Below are 20,035 nucleotides of genomic sequence, written 5' to 3'. Positions count from 1 at the left end.
GTCACTCGGCCGCCTCCGCGTAAGGCACGTTCCTGCCGCCATAGCGTCGCACGCGGATGTTGGCCTGCTCGGCATGGCCGAGGAACCCCTCCAGCACGCAAAGGCGCGAACAGTATTCGCCAATCAGGGCTGAGGCTTCGTCGGTGAGGATACGCTGGTAGGTGCAGGTCTTCATGAACTTGCCAACCCACAGGCCGCCTGTGAACCGGGCGTTGCCGAGCGTTGGCAAAGTGTGGTTGGTGCCGATGACCTTGTCGCCGTAGGCAACGTTGGTGCGCGGTCCGAGGAAGAGCGCACCGTAGTTCGTCATTCTTTCAAGGAAGTAATCGGGATCGCGGGTCATCACCTGGACATGCTCGGAAGCGATGCGATCGGCCTCCGCCAGCATCTCCTCATCGGTGTCGCAGACGATGACCTGGCCGTAATCGGTCCAGGCCTGGCGGGCGATCGTCGCGGTTGGGAGGATTTCGAGGAGCCGCTCTACCTCGATGACGGTGTCTCGGGCCAGCCGTTCGGAATTGGTCAAAAGGATCGCCGGCGAGTTGGGACCATGCTCCGCTTGACCCAGAAGGTCCGTGGCGCAGAGCTCGGCATCTACCGTTTCGTCGGCGATCACCAGTGTTTCGGTCGGCCCGGCCAGCAAGTCGATGCCGACTCGGCCGAACAACTGGCGCTTGGCCTCGGCCACATAGGCATTGCCCGGACCGACGAGGAAGTCGACCGGCGCGATAGTGGCGGTACCGATCGCCATCGCAGAGATCGCCTGGATGCCGCCAAGAACGTAGATCTCGTCGGCACCAGCCATCGCCATGGCAGCGATCACCGCAGGCGCCGGCTTGCCGTGGAAGGGCGGCGTCATCGCAATGACGCGTTTCACGCCGGCGACCTTCGCAGTGAGGATGCTCATATGCGCTGACGCCACCAGAGGATACTTGCCACCCGGCACATAGCAGCCGACGGAATTCATAGGGATGTTCTTGTGCCCAAGCACAACTCCAGGAAGCGTCTCCACCTCGACCTCCCGAAGTGCAGCCTTCTGGATCTCGGCAAAACGCCGAATCTGCGCCTGCGCGAACCGGATGTCTTCGAGGTCGCGGGGTGCCACGGCGGCTATGCATTCGTCGATTTCGGCCTGTGACAGGCGGAAACTCTCTGGCGCCCATTTGTCGAATGTTTCTGAATAGTGGCGCACGGCTTCGTCGCCGCGCTCCTCAACCGCAGCCAATACAGATTCCACCGCCGTCTTGACGGAGGTATGGTCGTTGGCCTTCTGGACCGATGAACGGCCTTCCTTCAGGACACGGATCATTGCAGCACCTCGCTTAGAAGCCGACGGAGCGGAGATAGGCGAGACTGGCGCACGCATCCTCCGCCGGATTGAGTGAAATGGTCGGGTCAATGTCCTGCTCGACTGTGGCGGCCCCGTCATATCCGGTGTCTCGCAAAGCCTTCGCCAGTTCGGCCCATTCGACAACGCCCTTGCCCAGCGGGCAGAAAACCTTCTGCTCGACAGCAGCGAGAAACGGTATGCGGTCTGCCAGCACGCGCTTATGGACCACGGGATCGATATCCTTGAAGTGGAAGTAGCGCACGCGATGCGCATGCCGTCGGTAGAAAGCGACAGGATCGATGCCGGCGTAAGCCATGTGGCCCGTATCTATGCAGATGCCGACCCGGCCAGGGTCAAGCCTGTCCAGGATGGTCTCGAATTCGTCCTCAAATTCGATGTAGCAGCCGGCATGCTGGTGAATGACAGGCATCACGTCATGGGCGAGCGCCAGGTCAGCGATCCGGTCGATCAACCCAACAAGATGGTCGAGGCGCTGCGCACCGATCGGCTCAGCGAGATCGCGTCGCCCTGCCGTGTTCATCCGTTCCGGTGAGATATGGTCGATCGTGACAAGGTACTTTCCGCCCGCCGCAGCGAGAAGACGCACAGTGCGGTCGGCAACGTCGAGCACGGCGTCAGCCTTTTCCGGGCTGTGGAGATCCTGGAAAACGAACCCGGCTATGACAGTGAGGCTACGACGGTCGAACTCGGGCCGCAGAACCGCAGGATCCGTCGGATAGTACCCGTAAGGACCGAGTTCCGTGTAGCCGTAGCCGGCTGCGCTGATCTCATCCATCACACGCGGCCATGCCGGGTTTTTGGGATCGTCGGCATAGTCGACCCCCCAGGATACGGGCGCGTTGGCAAGTTTGACGAGCATCTAGATATCCTCTGGCTATGCATCTTGTGTCGCCATCCGTTTCGCTGAGCGACAAAACAGCATAATCACGATTTGCATAGCAATGCAATCTGCCGCTGTGCAATACGTGAACAGAGGGGTTTTGTGTAAGACCGGCCAGCAAGACGCTTCCGGCCGCACTGCGCTGCGCAAGCCTTCCTTACGCATAGCAATGCAAGAATCCTGTTGCATTGCTATGCAAATTGGCGTTTGGTGATGACAGCCCGTCCTTGGCGGGCGGTTTTCATGACTAGGGAGGAAGCCGTGCTGAAGAATTTCAGGTTAAAGCTTGCCATCGGACTTGGCGTCCTGTCAGTGACGGGCGCGCCCTCGTTCGCGGGGGACCTCGCGAACGTCTATGTGGGCGTCGGGAGCGCGTCGAGCGAGTACTGGGCAGCGTTTATCGAGGGAGCAAAGGCGGTCGCCGGATCGAAGGGCAAGGACGTCAATGTCATTGTCAGCGACTTCAACGGACAGAAACTTCTGGAGCAGTTCGGGGCCGTGTTCGCGACCGGCTGCGAAGGCTGCGCGATCGCCGTCGACCCCGCGTCCAATGCGTTTACGAAGGCGATCGTAGAGCGTGCCGGTGAAGCCGGCGCCAAGATTGTCAACCTGTGGAACCGCCCCGACGAGATTCACCCCTGGGATACGGCACCCGATGCCTGGGTTGCCAACATATCGTTTGATGGCGTGGATTCCGGTTACCGCAACGGCATGGAACTGTGCAAGGCGCTCAATGGTAATGGCAACATCGTCGCCCTGGAGGGCATTCCCGACAATCCTCCGGCCAAGCAACGCCTCGCCGGCCTGAAAAAGGCGGTGGCGGAGTGCCCCGGCATGAAGCTGGTCGACGTTCAGGTCGGCAATTGGGACCAGACCCATGGGCAGGACATTACGCGGGCATGGCTCACCAAATACGGCAAAAGCCTGAACGGCATTTTTGCCGAGAATGACGGTATGGCGTTGGGCGCCGTAGCTGCCCTGCGCGAGCAAGGCCTTGCGGGAAAGGTCCCGGTCACTGGATCGGATGGCTCCAGTGATGCCATGCATCTGATCAAGACGGGTGAGATGCTTTCGACGATGTACATCGATGGCTTTGTCCAGGGTGCCACGGCGACGGCGCTGGCGGTAGGAGCGATTACCGGCGACATCGACCTTTCCAAGCTGGGCAATGAGCAACGTGACTTCTACCTGTCGCAGACCCTGGTCAACAAGGACAATGTCGACGCGATCCTCACCAAGAAAAACGATCCGGCTGCCTACAGCTATGACAAGGTGAAGGCCAATTTCTGGGCCGCCTCCGTCGGCCAGATCCCCGCCGGTGCCAACAAGTAAGCTGGAAACTGGTCGGTCATGACACTTACGCAAAATGCGGCCATCGAAGCCTCCCCGCACAGGAATGCGGGGAGGCCTGTGCGCCAGGCAAGGACTGCATCAAGGCGGCGGCTTCCGCTCAGGGAACTTGGTCCGGTCGCGACTCTTGCAGTTCTTGTGCTGGTCTTCTCGCTGACAAGCGCGCAGTTTCTGACGGCTGGCAACCTGAAGGTCGTTCTTGAATCGAGTGCGATCCCGGTTGTCCTCGTCGTGGGCCTTTCCTTCATCCTGGTGCAGGGCTCAATCGATCTTTCGATCGAAGGCGTCATGGCAGCATCGAGCATGCTGGTATCGCTGCTGATCGCCAATTCGGTGACGGGTTTCGATCTGGGCTGGTGGGCCATCCTGGCAGGCGCCGGTCTCGGATCGGCTTTTGGCCTGGTCAATGGCCTTGTCTACACAGTCCTGCGATTGCCGTCCCTGATCGTCACACTCGCAACCTGGTTTGTCGGGCTGGGTATCGCCACCCTGCTCTTTCCGGGCAGGCAGCCACAAATTCTTGATGAGCGGCTGACGCGCCTGGCCCTGGACAAAAGCCTTGGCGTCTCCGCCCTGGTTTTTCTGGCGCTCGCGGTTGCAGCACTTGGATGGGTTCTGCAGACCTATACCCAGTTCGGGCGAATGTCGTACGCCATCGGCCGCGACGAGAAGGCCACGAGGCAGTCAGGACAGCATGTCCGCTTTCACAAGATCCTGGCCTTTGTGCTTATGGGGCTCATATCTGGCGTTGGCGGCGTCATGATCTCCGCGCAACTCGCTGTCGGCAATCCCGCGGCCGGCGAAGGTTTCCTGTTCCCGGCTGTCAGTGCCGCCGTGATTGGCGGAACGCTTCTCAGTGGCGGCACCGGCGGCGTGCTCCAGTCGATCATCGGGGTGTTCATTCTCGAGGTCCTGCGCAACGGCATGATCCAGCTTGGCGTCGACCCCTACCTGCGCCATGTGGCCGAGGGCCTCACCATCATCGCAGCTCTGGTCGTGGGCAACTGGAGCCTTCGTGGGCGGCTGAGGATCGTGAAATGACCCCGGTTCTCGCTGCGACAGGCATTGGCAAGACCTATCCGGGCGTGCGTGCCTTGCACGATGTGAGCGTCGAGCTGCGCCAGCACGAGGTTCTTGGTCTCATTGGCCAGAATGGGTCCGGCAAGTCGACGCTGCTGAAGATCCTTTCTGGCATGGAGCAGCCGACCACCGGCAAGATCCGCCTGCGTGGCATTGACACCGTGGTCCGCTCGCCCCTGGCTGCGGCGAGCATGGGCATAGGGCTGGTCCACCAGGAGCAGTCGCTTATCCCCAATCTTACGGTTGCCGAGAACATCTTTTTCGACAAGCCCTCACCGCACCGCCGCTTCGGCATCTACAACTGGAAAGGTCTCAACCGGGAGGCCGCCCGCCAGCTCGCAAAGCTTGAGTGCGATATCCCTCCAGACATCAAGGTGGATGCGCTGAGCTTTCCGGACCGGCAGATGGTTGAGTTCGCCAAGGTGCTTGCAATCGAGGAACTGGTGGACCAGCCACTTGTCATCCTGTTTGACGAACCAACCTCACTGCTCAGCCCCTCAGAGGTCGACGATCTGTTTCGCCAGATCAGGCGGCTGCGGACGCGCGCCTCGGTGGTTTTTGTGTCGCACCGGATGGACGAGGTGCTGGAGATCTCCGACCGCGTGCATGTCATGGTCAATGGCGAGAATGTTGCGGAAAGAACGCAGGACACCACGAGCCACGAGGAACTTTATCATCTGATGGTCGGCTCGCGACGGTCCGACGACTACTATCAGGAGAGCGGTCGTGGGCCGGTCGAGGCGATTGAACCGCGCCTGGTGGTTAGCGGCCTCACCGCACCCGGCAGGTTTCGCGATGTGTCGCTTTCGGTCCGGCCCGGCGAGATCGTGGCCGTCACCGGCGTGGCAGGCTCGGGCGCCGAACCCTTCTGTCGCGCCATCTTCGGCGCCGAGGACGCAGTGAGCGGCAGCGTCAAGGTCGCAGGCGACGAACTGGGTTCGTCCGCCATGCCCGATGCGGCAATTCGCGCCGGAATTGGCTACGTCCCTGCCGAGCGGAAGCTTGAGGGTGTCATAGTTGGACGCACCGTCCTGGAAAACATCGTCCTCACCTTCGGCCCGCAGATGGGACGGGGCGGTCTGGTTAATCGGAAAAAGGAAACCGCGCAGGCGCTCTCCTGGATCAACAGGCTCAAGATCAAGACGCCCTCGCCTGTCGAGTATGTCGAGCGCTTGAGCGGGGGCAACCAGCAGAAGGTTTCTCTCGCCAAATGGCTGATGTCGGATCGTCTTCAGGTTCTCATCCTCGACCATCCGACGCGTGGCCTTGATCCTGGCGCCAAGGCCGATCTCTTCGCTGTCATGAGGGGGCTTGCACGCCAGGGGCTCGCAATTGTCTTCGTCTCGGAGACACTCGAGGAGACGCTGGGCATGGCAGACACCGTGATCGTCATGCGTGATGGCGAAGTGTCGGCCAGATTTGAAGACCTTTGCCTGCACAAGCCGAGACCCGAAGAAATTGTCGAGGCAATGGTATGAGTGGCGACAGTCCAGAAACGCGCGCTGGCCAGGCTGGCGAACAGACGGCATCCATCAGGCGTATTGATATTGCCCGCAAGCTCAGGTCAATCGCCGTCCCCGCGATCGCGCTTGTCGCGCTGTTCTCGGCCATAGCCTGGGTCCAACCCAAACTCCTGTCATTGCGGGCACTTGCCGGACTGACAACGGACGCCGCGCCGCTGCTCATGCTGGTCATGGGCAGCGCAGTCGTCATCCTGCTCGGCGGTATCGACCTGAGTGTGGCAACCATGGCCTCGTTTGCGGCAGTTGCTTTCGTCATTCTCAATCCGGCCCTGGGGGAATTCGCTTTTGTCGCGGTGCTCGGGCTTGCCGGCCTCATTGGCGCGCTACAGGGCTTTGTTCACCACCGGGCTCAGATTCCGTCGTTTGTCGTAAGCTTCGGATCTCTGGGAATGCTCTACGGGGCCACCCATTTCATTTCGAATGCCACTGCGGCCCCCCTGTCGCAGCCATCAGCCATCATCTCCTTCTTCGGCAGCCGCACCGCCGGACTGCCTAACGGCGTGATCGTTGTTCTCGTCGCGGCCGCCATACTCGGCGCCCTGTTCCGGTTTACCCGCCTTGGTCGCGAGATCTTTGCAGTGGGCGCTTCAGAAAGGGCGGCCCTCCTGTCGGGTGTCAGGACCCTGCGCGTAAAGGTGCTGGCCTTCGCCATCTCGGCGATCTGCGCGTCTGTCGCCGGCCTCCTGCTGCTTGGGCAGACCGGATACAGCTCGCCTGCGATGGCGAACAACTACCTCCTTCCGGCGATCGTCGGGGTGGTGGTCGGTGGCACTGCCATTTCGGGAGGCATAGGGGGTATTGCCTGCGCCTTGATCGGTGGACTGATAGCCGGACTGGTGCGCATCGGAACTGTCATCGTCGGGCTCAATCCCGCCTACCAGAACATCGTCTTCGGCGTGGTTATCGTGATTGCCGTCGCCATAACGATCGATCGCGAGAAAATTGGCATCATCAAGTAGGACGCGGTCGGGAAGGAGGACGAATGTCTGAACAGGGACAGTTGCAGCTGGCGCTGTTCGGCGCCGGGCGCATGGGCACCATCCACGCGGCAAACATCGTTGCCCACCCCCGTGCCGCGCTTGCTGGAATCTGCGATCCGGATGAGGGGGCCGCGCAGGCGCTGGCGCGCGCCTCCCGGTCTCGTGTGCGCACGACAGCCGATGTCTTCGACGATCCGGCCGTAGACGCCGTCGTCATTGCCAGCGCAGCTTCCACGCACCCCGAACTGATTGACCGGGCACTTGCGAGTGGCAAGGCCGTCTTCTGCGAGAAGCCGCTGGCACGCGATCTCGGCACGGTTCGATCCCTTGCCGCTGCCATTGAGGCTTCAGGCATCCCCTTTCTGCTGGCATTCAACCGTCGCTTCGACCCAGGCTTTGCGTCGCTTGCCGCGCGGCTGGGAATAGGCGAGGCAGGAGCCCCGGAACTGGTGTTGCTCACGAGCCGCGATCCCGGCCCGCCGCCGATCGACTATATCGTGGCTTCTGGCGGCATCCTTCGCGAAACCACCATCCATGACATCGACATGGCGCGATGGTTGACCGGCGAGGAACCGGATAGCGTCTATGCAGTCGGTGCTGCGCGCACAGACCCGCGGATCGCCGCAGCCGGACATGCTGACACTGTTATGGTTACCTTGACCATGCCTTCGGGGACGCTGGTTTCGATCAATAATTCCTGGCGATCTGCCTATGGCTACGATCAGCGCGCGGAGATTCATGGAGCGGGCGGCATGCTCCAACTCGGCAACGTGCTGCCGACCCCCGTCGTCGCCTGGAACGCCGGCGGCGGATCATCCGACAAGCCGCAGCCCTTCTTTCTTGAACGATATGCCGAAGCCTACCGGCGAGAGCTCGACTACTTTGTCAGGCGCCTCGAAGAGGGAGGCGCCCTGTCACCTGGTGCTTCCGACGGCCTGAAAGCGCTCCAGATCGCCGAGGCTGCAGAAGAGTCGATGAGGTCGGGGCTTTCTGTAAGGCTCTCTTGAACTCCACCCACCCGCCTGCAGATCGCCGCACAAACCGCGCCACCACAGACAATGGTGATCAGCCTTCGACCTCCTGCCAATTCCGTGTTGCGGCGGCTTTGACTGTCGCTTCTATGACAGCGTTTACATGAGCCGCTTCAGCAAAATTGGGCGAAGCCGAAATATCGTTCTTCTGGATCGCCTCGATGAGGCGTCGGGCCGTGATCACGAATGCTTCGCCATAACCCAGCCCTTGCCCTTGTGCATACCAGAAGGGCTCCGCTTCCGGATGGATGCCTCCGATCATGATACGGCGGAAACCGCTGCGATCCTTGCGTTCCGCTTCTGTGTAGAGATGGATCTCGTTGCTGCGCTCCCAGCTGAATGAAAGCGATCCTTTCGAGCCGATGATCGTGAAGGCCAGATCGCTCTTGTGGCCAGTGGCCGCCCATGAGGAATGGACCGAACCGGTCGCTCCGGAGCGAAATTCGACCAGCGTCGTCGTCATGTCGTCGACGGTTACGCTTGCCCTACCGGTGGCCGTCGCGCGGTCGGTAAAATAGGTGCGGCTGTTGGCGGCGACGCGACCGATCGGCCCGAGCAGGAAAACAGCGATGTCGCTGATATGCGATCCGAGATCGCCGCCGGCGCCGGCGCCGGCCCTTTCCTTGTCGAAGCGCCAGGCATGAGGCAGGCCTCCGTCATTGGCGTAATCCTGGAAGAAATGCCCTTCGAAGTGACGCAGTTCACCCAATTCGCCGTCTTCGATCAGCTTGCGCGCGAACTGCACGGCCGGCCAGCAGCGATAGACGAAGTTGACGATGTTGACCTTGCCGGAGCGGCCGGCAGCCTCGGCCATGCGGCGGGCGGCAGCGGCAGTGTTGGCCAGCGGCTTCTCGCAGAAGACATGCTTGCCGTTGGCAAAGGCGTCGAGCGCAATCTCCTCGTGGCTGTCATTGGGCGTGATAATGACGACGACATCGATATCGTCGCCGCGCGTCACTGCCTTCCAGTCGGTGGTCGCCTCGCGCCATCCCCAGCGCCGGGCGCTGTCTTCGGCCAGACTCAGATCGATGTCAGCAAGCCGAACCATCTCGATGCGCGGCATCTTCGGCCACAGGAACCCTTCGATATTGCGCAGTGCTAGGCTGTGGGTCTTGGCCATATAGCCCGAACCGACAATACCGAACCTCAAACTTTGCACGTGATGCTCTCCCAATCCGTATGCTGCTATCTGATGGACCGGCCGCCATCGACCGGTATGGACAGGCCGGTCATGAAACTGGCGTCATCGCTGGCCAGGAAGGCGATGACGCTCGCGACCTCTTCCGGGCGCCCGATGCGCCCGATGGGATGCTTGGCGACAACCACATCGGTGGCCGCCTCCGGATCGGCCGCTGTTTCGAGCCAGTTCGACACCATGCGCGTGCTGATTGCTGCCGGGCAGCAGGCATTGACGCGAATCCTGTCCCTAGCGAGATCGAGCGCCAGCGACGCGGTGAGCGTGGTGATGCCGCTCTTGGAGGCGCTGTAGGCCACCATGTTCTCTGTGCCGCGTATGCCGGTGATCGAGCCAACGTTGACGATCGCTCCGCCGCCGGCGGCACGAAGATGCGGCACCGCGGCGCGACAGCCAAGGAAGACGCTGGTCAGGTTGGTGCGCAACATCTCGTTCCAGAGATCGAGTTCGGTCTCCTCGACCCCGCCGCTCGCCCGCACCCCCGCATTGTTCACCAGAACGTCGAGCCGTCCGAACTGGTCGACGACGGAACGCATTGCCTGCTCCCACTCTTCGGCGGATGTGACATCCAGCCGGACCGAGTAGGCCCCGTCGAGGTCGAGATCCTTGTTGCTTCGCCGATGGGCGGCCGCGACTTTTCCCCCCTCGCCGCGGATGCGCCTGATGGTGGCGAGACCAATGCCGGTAGACGCACCCGTTACCAGCACCACCTTGCCTTCGAATCGCCTCAGCCCGTCGCGTTGCATAGGTTTCAATTCCACGTTTTGCCGCCGTTTCGTCTCGGGCCGATTTCGTTCGGAAGGCTCCCCTGTCCTGTTGAACTCGACGCTTGTCTGCAGTATGAAACCTAAATTGCATAGCTAGTCAATATGAGGAGTGGAAGATGACGAACGCCAGATCGCTCACCGCCGCACAGGCGGTGGTGCTCTACCTGAAAGCCCAGTTCTCCGTGCACGACGACGTGGAGGAACGGCTGATTGGCGGCATGTTCGGAATATTCGGCCACGGCAATGTCGCCGGCATGGGTGAAGCGCTCGACGAATACGGCGAAGGTCTTCCCTTCTACCAGGCCAAGAACGAGCAATCGATGGTGCATGCCGCCATGGGTTTCGCCAAGGCCATGAACAGGCGCGCCACCTTGGCCTGTACGGCCTCGATCGGCCCCGGCTCGACAAACATGCTGACCGGCGCAGCGACGGCGACGATCAACCGCGTTCCGGTGCTGCTTCTGCCCTCCGATGTCTTTGCCCATCGACGGCCAGGCAATGTACTGCAGCAGCTTGAACATCCGATCGAAGCTGACCTCTCGGTGAACGATTCGTTTCGGCCCTTGTCTCGCTTCTTTGACCGCATCTCGCGTCCCGAGCAGCTCCTGACCGCATTGCCCGAAGCGATGCGCGTGCTGGTCGATCCGGCAGAGACCGGCGCGGTGACCATCTCCTTGCCGCAGGACGTGCAGGGGGAAGCCTTCCCCTTTCCTGCCCGTTTCTTCGAAAAGCGCCGCTGGCAGATCCGCCGCATTCGTCCAAACGACGACGAGATTGCAAGTGCTGCCAAATTGATCGCTACCGCAAAGCGTCCGCTGATCATTGCCGGCGGAGGTGTCCGCTATGCCGCGGCGGAGGCCGAACTCGTGGCTTTTTGCAACCGCTTCGGCATCCCTGTGATGGAAACCTTTGCGGGCAAGGGCGTGTCGCAGAACGCCAGCCTGCTGCTTGGTGGCGGCGGCACGACCGGCACCGCCGCCGCTGCCCGGATCGGTGAAAAGGCTGATGTTGTCATCGCCATAGGCACGCGGCTCACCGACTTCGCCACAGCCTCGCGCTCTCATTTCAACGATGACACGCGGTTCGTGGCGATCAATGTCAATGCGCAGGATGCCTACAAGCTCGGTGCCGCACCAGTGGTTGCCGACGCCAGGCTTGCCCTGCAGGCGCTCGGCGATGCACTCGCCAACTACGCCACTGCCGATGCCTATCGTGCCGAAGTGGCTCACGCGATCTCAAGCTGGTGGGCGACCTATCACGGCTCCATCACCCACGAGCAAGGCGCGCCGATGAAACAGGGCACCATCATCGCATCGGTGAATGCAGCCGCGGCCAAGGGCGACGTTGTCATTGCCGCTGCCGGCACATCGCCTGGGGAAATCATGAAAGCGTGGGACAATTCGGCAGGAAGCGAATGCTTCATCGAATTCGGCTTTTCCTGCATGGGACACGAAATACCTGCCGGCCTGGGTGTGGCACTCGCCCGAAGCAACCAGGGCAACGTCTTTGTTGTCATCGGAGACGGTACCTATCTTATGGCGCCGACTGAACTCGTCACGGCGGCACAGGAGGGAGCCAAGATGATCACGATCGTCATCGAGAATGGCGGCTTCCAGTGCATTCGCGCCTTGCAAGAGCATTCGACGGGTTCCGACAATTTTGGCAACGAATTCCGCCGCCGCACCGCTGCCGGCCGCCAGCCGGACGGCGACTATGTCGATGTCGACTATGAAGCCAATGCCCGTTCGATGGGCTGCGCGACCTTCGTGGCTTCGAACCCCCAGGAACTGGCCGAGGCGCTCGCAAGGGCAAAGGCCTTCGACGGTCCGAGCGTCATCATCGCCCAGGCCGAAAAGCGTGGCGGCTCACCTGGCGCGGACCTTTGGTGGGAAGTGGGCGTGGCCGAAGCCTCCGAACTCGAACGGGTTCGAGCAGCGCGACGTCGTTACGAAACCGGCCGGGCAAGGCAAAAAGCACTGGTATGATCGTGTCGGCACACAACGCACAAGGAATGTGGGCATGACGGCACTGGTCGACATGCTATCGACGCAGATGGAGCTCGGCGAATGTCCGTTGTGGGACCATCGCCACGGTCGCCTCTATTGGGTTGACATCATCCGCTGCACCCTGTTCGAACGCGACTGGGCCAGCGGCGCGCTAAGGACGTGGCCCCTGCCCGCGCTCGGCGGCGGCCTCGGCCTGTTGGGCGCTGACGACCTGATCGTCGCCGCCCAGACCGGCCTGTTCCGGTTCAGCCCACATACGGGGCGCTATCACTTTCTGCTTCATCCCGAACCCGGCATGCCGTCGAACCGCCTCAACGAAGGCAAGACGGATGACGCCGGCAATTTCTGGATTGGCTCGATCTCGACGCTGAGGCGTCGACCGGAAGGCGCGCTCTATCGGGTCTCAGCCGGCGGTCATGTCCGTCAGGTTCTCTCGGAAGTGCATGTCCCCAATGCGCTCGTTTTCCTTCCCGACAACCAGCTGCTGTTTTCCGACAGCCACCTGAAGACGATCTGGCGCTTTCGGTTCGATTTGGACGATGGCACACTGTCTGAGCGTCAGGTCTTCGTCGACGATCGCGCGCTGCCATCCATTCCCGACGGTGCAGTCCTCGCCCAGGACGGGACGATATGGAACGCCAAGTTCGGCGGCGGCCGGGTGGCGGTCTACGACCGGTTCGGCAAGATCGTCAGCGAAATTCGCCTGCCGGTCAGCCAGGTGACGTCCTGCGCTTTTGCCGGGCCAGAGCTGAACCATCTTGTCGTGACCACCGCCAAGCGGCTGCTGGATGACGACCAGCGACGCAGCCAAACCGAATCCGGCAATCTGTTCATCTTCAAGACGGATGTCAGCGGTCGGCGCGAACCGGTCTGCAGACTCTGACCGCGCAGATCACTCAGAGCGATGCGTCAGCGGGTTCCCCGCCTGACCCCTGCTTCGGCAGCATCGATGTTGCGGGCGTCGACGACGGTAGGGCCGGTGAATATGTCGTCTGCCATGGTAAATCCTTGCGCCACATGGAGCCACATCTGCTGAACCGACAGATAGCCCTGAAGATATTGCTGGCTGTCGATCGTCGCGACGATCTCGCCCGAGCGAATGCCGTCGATCTGGAGTTGGGCAACGTCGAACGTAATGTGCGACCATGTCCGCTGTGGCGGCAACAGCTTGCGCGCGTCGAGAACCGCCTGGGCGCCCGGAGGACCAAGCGTCACCACCGCGTCGACGCTTTCATTTTGTGTGAGATAGGTGGCGACCGCCTGCGCACAGGCATCGGCGTCGCCACCCGGCACGCGCAGCCTGTCCATCGGCAATCCTTTCGCGGTGAAAGCCTGGTCGACGCCGCGATAGCGATCGGAATGGCAGATATGCTCGTGGAGATAGTGATCGACGCACATGCCGGCCCGCGGCGCCGTCTCGTTGATCAGGTAGTCGCCGGCGAGCCGGCCGGCATTGGTGTCGTCACCGCCGATGTAGAACAGATACGGGATACGCTCACCTCTTGGCCGAGGGTCCTTGGCGTTAATGGCAATGACCGGGATCCCGCGGGCGATCGCGTTGCGCAATGGCGCATCGACTGCAGCGACCTCCGGGATGGTTGAAATGATGCCGTCCGGGAGCGCATATGTCGCCCCTTCTATGAGCCCTGCCTGGATTTCGGGCGAGAACTTGCCCGGCCGCAGATGCTCGACATCGACATCGTAGCGTTGCGCCGCATCCATCAGGCCGTTGCGGAACACCTCCCAGAACACATCCCCCAATATGTCATGGGTGACGGCGTAGAACTTCAGGCGCTTCGGTCGCATGCTCATCCTTGCATAGCTATTCAATTCTGCTAGTGCTATAACGTCGTGAACGCCATTTCAAATGAAAAGTGTACATATGCGCAGGCGTGGTATCGTCATCATCGGCACGGGCAGAATAGCAGCAGTCCACGCGCTCTCGGTTCGCCGCAATCCGGCGCTCGAGCTCACCGGCTTCGTCAACGGGTTCGAAGCGGGAGATCTGCCGCAATTCATCGGAGTGCCCTGCTTTCCCTCGCTGGAGGCGGCAGTCGAGTGCCTTCGGCCCGAGGGCTTGGTCATTGCGTCGCCGACGGCGACCCACGTCGAATATCTGAAGCAAGCGCTGCGTTTCGGCCTGCCTTCGTTATGCGAGAAGCCGGTTGCGCTGACCAGACAGCCGATCGTCGAGGCGGTGGAGGCGGTCAAGGCCGCTGACATCCCGGTCATTCTCGGCTTTCACCGCAGGTTCGATCCCTACCGTCGAGAGGTCAAGGACAAGATCGGCCAGGGCTTGGTCGGCACTATCGAACATCTGCTACAGATCAGCCGCGATCCCCGCCTGCCGGATCGTGGCGTGATCGCCCACCAGGGCGGCATTGTGGCGGATATGGTGATCCACGACCTTGACGAATTGCTGTGGCTGGTGGGACGACCGCCGGAGCGCGTGCACGCAGCTCTCGCCCGCAACGCCGACAAAAGCCTGGCCGAGCTGGACGACCATGACAGCGTCGCCGTCCAGCTTGAGTGGGAAGACGGCCCGGTTGCCCAGATCGCCGCCACGCGCCGTGCAGCCCATGGCTTCGAACAGCGGCTTGAAGTTTTCGGCTCCGCCGGCCGGCTGACCTGCGGCGACCCGGAGATAAGCCCCGTGGTCTTCGATGGCGCCGATGCCACTTGCTTGCCCCGGCGCCATGAGCATTTTCCCGACCGATACCGGGCCGCCTATCAGGCGGAAATTGATCATCTCGCCAGCCTTCTTGCTGGTCGCGCTGCGCCGATCTCGACGATCCTCGATGGACTGAATGCATTCGACCTCGTCGAGCGCGTCAACGCGGCGGCCGGGCGACTGTCCGTCTAGGAAAGTCTGCGACGGCTGGCAGCTCCTGAATTCGTCGTTTGGCGTCGGCCGGCGGCCTTGCGGTGTAATCGGCGCCGGGATCATTGTCCCCGACCGCCGATGCGGCTAACGTCCCAATGCATTGCAAGGCAGCGCGATTCCTGGAGGAAACGGTGCGCGAAGACGGCGTCGACGAGAACAAGAGGCGGGCTGGGCGTGACCCCCTGGTCGAGAACGAAGGACGAGCGAAATTACAGCCGTCGTCGATCGATGTCGCACGCCTTGCCGGCGTATCCCAGTCAGCGGTCTCGCGGGCCTTTACTGCGGGCGCCAGCGTCAGCAAGAAGACGCGCGAAAAGGTGATCGCTGCGGCGCGCGAACTTGGTTATCAGCCGAGCATACTGCCGCGCATCCTGGTCACCCATCGATCGCAACTGATCGCGATCGTCATCGGCGGCATGTACAATCCCTACTATGCCCAAATATTCGAACTGTTCACCCGGCAGTTCCAGTCTCAGGGCTACCAGGTTCTGGTTTTCTTCGTCGACCACAATGAGTATTTCGACGATGCCATTCCGCTGATCATGCGCTACCGCGTCGACGGGATCATTTCGGCGCTGTCCATCCTGTCGAAAGAGGCCGCCGACGAATGCGCGCACATGCGCATTCCCGTCGTTCTGTTCAACGGGCGGCAGCAGAACAAATGGGTTTCGGCCGTCTGCTGCGACAATGTCGAGGGTGGCCGCCAGATTGCCAATCTGCTTTTCCAGAAAGGTGGCAGCCGTTTCGCCTACATCGCCGGCAAAGAAACGCTCGCCAACACCGATCGTCAGGCCGGCTTTATCGGACGCCTGCGCGAACTGGGCGTCGACGAGGTGGAAATCGTCCAGGGAGACTTCCACTACGAGGGCGGTTACGCCGCGGCCAAGGAAATGTTTGCAGGTGCGAACCGGCCAGATGCCGTCTTTTGCGCCAACGACCTCACAGCAATCGGCGTCATGGAATGTGCACGGTTCGAATTTGGACTGCGCATTCCCGAAGACATAATGATTGCCGGTTTCGACGACGCTTCCTTCTCTGCCTGGCCGTCCTACGGACTGACGACCATCCAGCAAAACGCCAGCGAAATGGTCGACGCGGCAATCGGACTGCTCAAGCAGCGCTGGCAGGAAGGCGCGAGCAGCGCCGGCAAGCTGAAGCTTGTTCCGGGCATCCTCAAAGATCGGAAATCGACACTGCGCTAGCCAAGCTTCCTCGGCTGCAGCCGATTTCCGGATTGACATTGCATAGCTATTCATATTGTAGATATCTCAGATGATCGGCGCCTGGCGCGATCACAGAAACGAAGCGTTAAAGGTGCGGATATGCCTGGATCGAACGAGGTTGGCGTCGGGATGATCGGCTATGCCTTCATGGGCAAGGCTCACTCGCTTGGCTACCGCGATGTCACGTCAATTGCCACAGATGACATTCCCCGCCCCCGGCTCGTGGCGCTTTACGGCAGGAACGGCGAGAGGCTCGAGGAAGCCCGCCGCCGGCTCGGCTGGGAACGCGGCGTGACCGACTGGAAGGAGCTCATCGCCGATCCGGCCATCCAGCTTATCGATAACTCAGGTCCCAACGCGCTGCATGTCGAGCCGACGATCGCCGCGGTCAAGGCCGGCAAGCATGTCTACTGCGAAAAGCCCCTCGGCCCAACAGCGGACACCGCCTTCGACATGTGGCAAGCAGCGGCGCAAGCCGGCGTCAAGCACATGTGTGCCTTCAACTATCGGTTCTTTCCGGCCCTGCAGCTAGCGCGGCAAATCATCCAGTCGGGCGAAATCGGCGACGTCTACCACTATCGCTCGCAGTTCCTCGTTTCCTCTTCGCTGGGGGACGGCCGACGCAAAAGCTGGCGCGATGACAAGGAAGCCGCAGGCGCAGGCGCGCTCGGCGACCTTGCGGCGCACCACCTCGATCTGTCGCGTTTTCTGCTCGCAAGCGATCCATGCACCGTGCATGCAACGACCCGCGTCAAGGTACCTTCCGACGCCGATGGCGCCGCAATCGAGACCGACGACCAGTTTGCCGCACTTCTCGACTTCGACAACGGCGCGCTCGGTGTCGTCGAGGCTTCACGTGTCGCTGGCGGCCACCTGGTGACCAGCCGCATCGAGGTCGACGGTTCGAAGGGTTCCATCGCATTCTCCCTGCAGACTCTGAACGAGCTCAAGGTTGCCGGGCGCGATCACGCCTTCCGCACCATCCCTGTATTGCGCGAGGATGATCCATACCGCACGAACTGGTTCCCGCCTGGCCACCCGCTGGGCTGGGTCGACACGTTCAGCCACGAGGCAGTCCATATTCTCGGCGCGGTCGCCGGTCTTCACGATGTCGAGCCGATCGGAGCCAGCTTCAGGGACGGCTACTATTGCTCAGAGATAATCGACGCCGCTGTCAGGGCGGCACAGGCCGGGCAAAAGATCGACATCCGTTACCGGTCGCTCTGACCTCGGGGAGCGCGTCATGAAAATATTCGTCAGCTGGCCGGGCTATGATCCGGAAGATGAACTGACCGGGCGCCGCCTGGTCGACGCAGGTCACGAACTGGTGCTCGCCCCAAAACTCGGTGCGCGCACGGCAGAGGAGGTGGTCCGCCTCGCCGACGGCTGTACAGGGGCAATTGTAAGCACCGATCCGTTCACTGCCGAGGTTCTAGGCGCCCTGCCCTCGCTCAGGGTCATCGCGCGCGTCGGCGTCGGCGTCGATTCCATCGACCGCGCGGCAGCCGACGCGCATGGCGTCGCCATTTCGATCACCCCCGGGATGAACGCTGAAACGGTGGCCGACCACACACTGGCACTGATCCTTGCCTTGGTCCGCAAGGTTCCGCAGCAGGATGCATCAGTAAAGGCCGGCATATGGGAACGCGTCGGCCCGTATATGCCCTCTGAACTGCCCGGCAAGACCGTCGGCCTCATCGGCGCCGGTACGATCGGCCGCGCCGTCGCGCGCAGGCTTGCCGGCTTCGGCGTCCAGATCTGCTATTTCGACCAGATGGTCGATGATTTCCCGGGCGCGACGAAACTGACGAGCCTGACCGAACTCTATGCCCGTTGTGACATCATCAGCCTGCATGTTCCCCTGCTCGACGAGACCCGTCACCTCATCGATGCTGCTGCGATCGCCATGATGAAACCATCGGCGCTCCTCGTCAACACGGCGCGCGGTCCCGTGGTCGACCAACAGGCATTGTTTGCGGCGCTGAAGTCCGGCCAAATCGCCGGTGCCGCGCTGGACGTGTTCGAGACCGAGCCTCCCGATCCCCAAGCTTTTGACGGTGTGCCAAATCTCGTCTGCGCAGCCCATATAGGCGGCATCAGCCGCGAATCCGTCGCCAGGATGACCGCCTCGGCGACACAATCCGTCCTCGATGTGCTGGCCGGAAGCATGCCGGAAACGGTGGTCAACCGGCAGACGTTGCGGGCACCGGTATGAGCACGGCACTCGGATTCCGTGGCAGATTGCTGTCGGGACAGCCGCTCGTCGGCACCTGGATCAAGACGCCGAGCCGTATCGTAGCCGAGGTTCTGGCAGGCGCCGCGCTCGATGTGCTGTGCCTCGACGCCGAGCACGCTCCTTTTGACCGCAAGGACCTCGATGGCGCCATCTTCGCGTCGAGCGCTCAGGACATGCCGGTTCTGGTCCGTCCGGCTTCGGCCTCACCCGAAAACATTCTCAATGCGCTGGATCTCGGGGCGACCGGCGTGGTCGCTCCCCACATCCGTTCAGGCTCCGATGCTGAAGCGCTCGTTCGCCATTGCCTGTTCGGACCGGGCGGACGCGGCTATGCCGGCTCGACCCGCGCTGCCGGCTTCACGCGCAGCCCGATGGCGGCATATCGGCAGCGAGCCATTGACGACACAGCGATCATCGCACAGCTCGAGGATCGGGAAGCATTGAACGATCTGGCCGACATCGTCCGCATCGATCGCCTCGACTGCGTTTTTGTCGGCCGCATCGACCTCACCATCTCGATGGGCGCCCAGAGCCCGGATGACCCAGCCGTCATCGAAGCTGTGACGGAGATCTGCCGTCGCGCGCGCGAAGCAGGTCGGCGGGTCGGCATGTTCGTCTCCAATCTCGCGGACGTCCCAGTCTGGATTGAGCGGGGCGCCAGCTTCTTCCTGCTGTCGAGCGATCAGACATTTCTCATGCAGGGCGCCCAGGCCTTGCGCACATCTTTTGAGGCCGCCGCGCAGGGGTGGTCAAACGCAGACAGGGGTGCATCATGAAAACAGCGTTGGTAACCGGAGCTTCGCGCGGACTTGGCGCCGAGATCGCAAGGGGGCTGGCAGCGGACGGTTGGGCGGTGGCGGTTAACTACGCCCATGACAACGATGGCGCCGGCCGCGTGGTCAGCGAAATCGTTAAGGCGGGTGGACGCGCCTTCGCTGCCAAATTCAGTGTCGTCGAAAAGGACCAACTTGCCAGCGGTGTCGAGACCATCGCGCGAAACCTTGGCTCCGTCGATCTGATCGTCAACAATGCCACCGGTCCGCAGCCGGAAATGCCGCTGATGGCGCAAACCTGGCGAAGCTATCTCGACCAGCTCGAATTCTTTGTCAAAGCCCCACTGGAACTCCTGCAAGCCGTGCTTCCTGACTGGCGTGCCCGCAAGTCCGGGCGGGTCGTCAATATCGGCTCCGAGATCGCGGAGCTAGGCAATCCGTATTTCGGCAACTACGCCTCGGCAAAGGGCGCCATGCTGTCGATGACACGATCCTGGGCCAAGGAGTTGGCGCCGGAGGGCATCACGGTCAATCTGGTGGCACCGGGCTGGATTCCAGTTGAACGCCACGCCGATGTGCCGCAAGACAAACGCGACTGGTACCTGGCAAGGACACCGCTTGGATACTTCGGCAAGCCGCGCGACATTGCCGATATGGTTGTCTTCCTTGCTTCGCCCAAAGCCGATTTCATCACGGGCCAGAAATTCGCGGTCAATGGCGGGCGAACAGTCATATGACATGACCCTTGGTCAATTT

The 20,035-nt window shown here is 61.8% G+C and carries 18 protein-coding genes; 13 read left to right on the top strand and 5 right to left on the bottom strand.

Going from position 1 to position 20,035, the window contains the following annotated elements:
- Position 1 precedes the first annotated feature (1 nt).
- Together hisD and NMG46_RS24620 are read right to left on the bottom strand one after the other, a co-directional pair.
- Positions 2-1,309, bottom strand: coding sequence for a histidinol dehydrogenase (gene hisD / locus NMG46_RS24625; RefSeq protein WP_254820072.1), 1,308 nt, complete (start codon positions 1,307-1,309; stop codon positions 2-4).
- 13 nt (positions 1,310-1,322) lie between these two features.
- The gene (locus NMG46_RS24620; RefSeq protein ID WP_254820071.1) at positions 1,323-2,210 is read right to left on the bottom strand and encodes a TIM barrel protein; all 888 of its coding nucleotides are present in this window, start codon (positions 2,208-2,210) and stop codon (positions 1,323-1,325) included.
- A 333-nt stretch (positions 2,211-2,543) separates the two neighbouring features.
- On the opposite strand from NMG46_RS24620, the gene NMG46_RS24615 reads away from it, so the two are divergent.
- Genes NMG46_RS24615 through iolG form a run of 5 tightly spaced genes read left to right on the top strand, consistent with a single transcriptional unit; the run spans position 2,544 to position 8,171 of the window.
- Positions 2,544-3,563 (top strand): sugar ABC transporter substrate-binding protein, encoded by a 1,020-nt coding sequence (locus NMG46_RS24615; RefSeq protein ID WP_254820070.1) that lies wholly within the window; start codon positions 2,544-2,546, stop codon positions 3,561-3,563.
- 18 nt (positions 3,564-3,581) lie between these two features.
- Positions 3,582-4,622 carry an ABC transporter permease gene (locus tag NMG46_RS24610; RefSeq protein WP_254820069.1) on the top strand — a complete coding sequence of 347 codons (1,041 nt, stop codon included), beginning with the start codon at positions 3,582-3,584 and terminating at the stop codon, positions 4,620-4,622.
- A complete protein-coding gene (locus tag NMG46_RS24605; protein WP_254820068.1) occupies positions 4,619-6,139 on the top strand; it encodes a sugar ABC transporter ATP-binding protein in 1,521 nt (506 codons plus the stop codon). Before NMG46_RS24610 ends, NMG46_RS24605 begins: the two co-directional genes overlap by 4 nt.
- Positions 6,136-7,143, top strand: coding sequence for an ABC transporter permease (locus tag NMG46_RS24600; RefSeq protein ID WP_254820067.1), 1,008 nt, complete (start codon positions 6,136-6,138; stop codon positions 7,141-7,143). Before NMG46_RS24605 ends, NMG46_RS24600 begins: the two co-directional genes overlap by 4 nt.
- Before the next feature lie 23 nt (positions 7,144-7,166).
- Positions 7,167-8,171 carry an inositol 2-dehydrogenase gene (iolG, locus tag NMG46_RS24595; protein WP_254820066.1) on the top strand — a complete coding sequence of 335 codons (1,005 nt, stop codon included), beginning with the start codon at positions 7,167-7,169 and terminating at the stop codon, positions 8,169-8,171.
- A 58-nt stretch (positions 8,172-8,229) separates the two neighbouring features.
- Here iolG and NMG46_RS24590 read toward each other — a convergent pair whose 3' ends face one another.
- Together NMG46_RS24590 and NMG46_RS24585 are read right to left on the bottom strand one after the other, a co-directional pair.
- Positions 8,230-9,354, bottom strand: coding sequence for a Gfo/Idh/MocA family protein (locus NMG46_RS24590; RefSeq protein WP_254820065.1), 1,125 nt, complete (start codon positions 9,352-9,354; stop codon positions 8,230-8,232).
- A gap of 26 nt (positions 9,355-9,380) precedes the next feature.
- Positions 9,381-10,151, bottom strand: coding sequence for an SDR family oxidoreductase (locus tag NMG46_RS24585; RefSeq protein WP_254820064.1), 771 nt, complete (start codon positions 10,149-10,151; stop codon positions 9,381-9,383).
- A 122-nt stretch (positions 10,152-10,273) separates the two neighbouring features.
- Here NMG46_RS24585 and iolD point away from each other — a divergent pair, with 122 nt between their 5' ends.
- Together iolD and NMG46_RS24575 are read left to right on the top strand one after the other, a co-directional pair.
- Positions 10,274-12,142 (top strand): 3D-(3,5/4)-trihydroxycyclohexane-1,2-dione acylhydrolase (decyclizing), encoded by a 1,869-nt coding sequence (iolD, locus tag NMG46_RS24580; protein WP_254820063.1) that lies wholly within the window; start codon positions 10,274-10,276, stop codon positions 12,140-12,142.
- 34 nt (positions 12,143-12,176) lie between these two features.
- A complete protein-coding gene (locus NMG46_RS24575; RefSeq protein WP_254820062.1) occupies positions 12,177-13,046 on the top strand; it encodes an SMP-30/gluconolactonase/LRE family protein in 870 nt (289 codons plus the stop codon).
- Positions 13,047-13,072: 26 nt separating this feature from the next.
- Here NMG46_RS24575 and NMG46_RS24570 read toward each other — a convergent pair whose 3' ends face one another.
- Complete coding sequence (locus NMG46_RS24570; RefSeq protein WP_254820061.1) at positions 13,073-13,969, bottom strand: substrate-binding domain-containing protein; 897 nt, start codon at positions 13,967-13,969, stop codon at positions 13,073-13,075.
- A gap of 76 nt (positions 13,970-14,045) precedes the next feature.
- Here NMG46_RS24570 and NMG46_RS24565 point away from each other — a divergent pair, with 76 nt between their 5' ends.
- The 6 genes from NMG46_RS24565 (at position 14,046) to NMG46_RS24540 (ending at position 20,016) form a co-directional block, all read left to right on the top strand.
- Entirely contained in the window at positions 14,046-15,026 is a 981-nt protein-coding gene (locus NMG46_RS24565) for a Gfo/Idh/MocA family oxidoreductase (protein WP_254820060.1), read from the top strand.
- A 152-nt stretch (positions 15,027-15,178) separates the two neighbouring features.
- Positions 15,179-16,249 carry a LacI family DNA-binding transcriptional regulator gene (locus tag NMG46_RS24560; protein WP_254820059.1) on the top strand — a complete coding sequence of 357 codons (1,071 nt, stop codon included), beginning with the start codon at positions 15,179-15,181 and terminating at the stop codon, positions 16,247-16,249.
- Positions 16,250-16,369: 120 nt separating this feature from the next.
- Positions 16,370-17,497 carry a Gfo/Idh/MocA family protein gene (locus NMG46_RS24555; RefSeq protein WP_254820058.1) on the top strand — a complete coding sequence of 376 codons (1,128 nt, stop codon included), beginning with the start codon at positions 16,370-16,372 and terminating at the stop codon, positions 17,495-17,497.
- Between the two features lie 16 nt (positions 17,498-17,513).
- Positions 17,514-18,485: a phosphoglycerate dehydrogenase gene (locus NMG46_RS24550; RefSeq protein ID WP_254820057.1), complete on the top strand. Its 972-nt coding sequence runs from the start codon at positions 17,514-17,516 to the stop codon at positions 18,483-18,485.
- The gene (locus NMG46_RS24545; RefSeq protein ID WP_254820056.1) at positions 18,482-19,282 is read left to right on the top strand and encodes an HpcH/HpaI aldolase/citrate lyase family protein; all 801 of its coding nucleotides are present in this window, start codon (positions 18,482-18,484) and stop codon (positions 19,280-19,282) included. Before NMG46_RS24550 ends, NMG46_RS24545 begins: the two co-directional genes overlap by 4 nt.
- Positions 19,279-20,016 (top strand): SDR family oxidoreductase, encoded by a 738-nt coding sequence (locus tag NMG46_RS24540; RefSeq protein ID WP_254820055.1) that lies wholly within the window; start codon positions 19,279-19,281, stop codon positions 20,014-20,016. The genes NMG46_RS24545 and NMG46_RS24540 overlap by 4 nt, the downstream gene beginning before the upstream one ends.
- The last annotated feature ends 19 nt before the right edge of the window (positions 20,017-20,035 follow it).

The organism is Mesorhizobium sp. LMG 17147, assembly GCF_024297145.1.
Taxonomy (GTDB): domain Bacteria; phylum Pseudomonadota; class Alphaproteobacteria; order Rhizobiales; family Rhizobiaceae; genus Mesorhizobium.
The sequence above is the reverse complement of the archived record's forward strand: the minus strand, read 5'-3'. Positions and strand labels throughout refer to the sequence as shown.

Coding starts and splice junctions, on each gene's coding strand:
- NMG46_RS24555 (WP_254820058.1), top strand. CDS start 16,370: ATGCCTGGATCGAACGAGGTTGGCGTCGGGATGATCGGCTATGCCTTC.
- NMG46_RS24620 (WP_254820071.1), bottom strand. CDS start 2,210: ATGCTCGTCAAACTTGCCAACGCGCCCGTATCCTGGGGGGTCGACTAT.
- NMG46_RS24610 (WP_254820069.1), top strand. CDS start 3,582: ATGACACTTACGCAAAATGCGGCCATCGAAGCCTCCCCGCACAGGAAT.
- NMG46_RS24550 (WP_254820057.1), top strand. CDS start 17,514: ATGAAAATATTCGTCAGCTGGCCGGGCTATGATCCGGAAGATGAACTG.
- NMG46_RS24565 (WP_254820060.1), top strand. CDS start 14,046: ATGCGCAGGCGTGGTATCGTCATCATCGGCACGGGCAGAATAGCAGCA.
- hisD (WP_254820072.1), bottom strand. CDS start 1,309: ATGATCCGTGTCCTGAAGGAAGGCCGTTCATCGGTCCAGAAGGCCAAC.
- NMG46_RS24570 (WP_254820061.1), bottom strand. CDS start 13,969: ATGCGACCGAAGCGCCTGAAGTTCTACGCCGTCACCCATGACATATTG.
- NMG46_RS24575 (WP_254820062.1), top strand. CDS start 12,177: ATGACGGCACTGGTCGACATGCTATCGACGCAGATGGAGCTCGGCGAA.
- NMG46_RS24605 (WP_254820068.1), top strand. CDS start 4,619: ATGACCCCGGTTCTCGCTGCGACAGGCATTGGCAAGACCTATCCGGGC.
- NMG46_RS24545 (WP_254820056.1), top strand. CDS start 18,482: ATGAGCACGGCACTCGGATTCCGTGGCAGATTGCTGTCGGGACAGCCG.
- NMG46_RS24600 (WP_254820067.1), top strand. CDS start 6,136: ATGAGTGGCGACAGTCCAGAAACGCGCGCTGGCCAGGCTGGCGAACAG.
- iolG (WP_254820066.1), top strand. CDS start 7,167: ATGTCTGAACAGGGACAGTTGCAGCTGGCGCTGTTCGGCGCCGGGCGC.
- NMG46_RS24540 (WP_254820055.1), top strand. CDS start 19,279: ATGAAAACAGCGTTGGTAACCGGAGCTTCGCGCGGACTTGGCGCCGAG.
- iolD (WP_254820063.1), top strand. CDS start 10,274: ATGACGAACGCCAGATCGCTCACCGCCGCACAGGCGGTGGTGCTCTAC.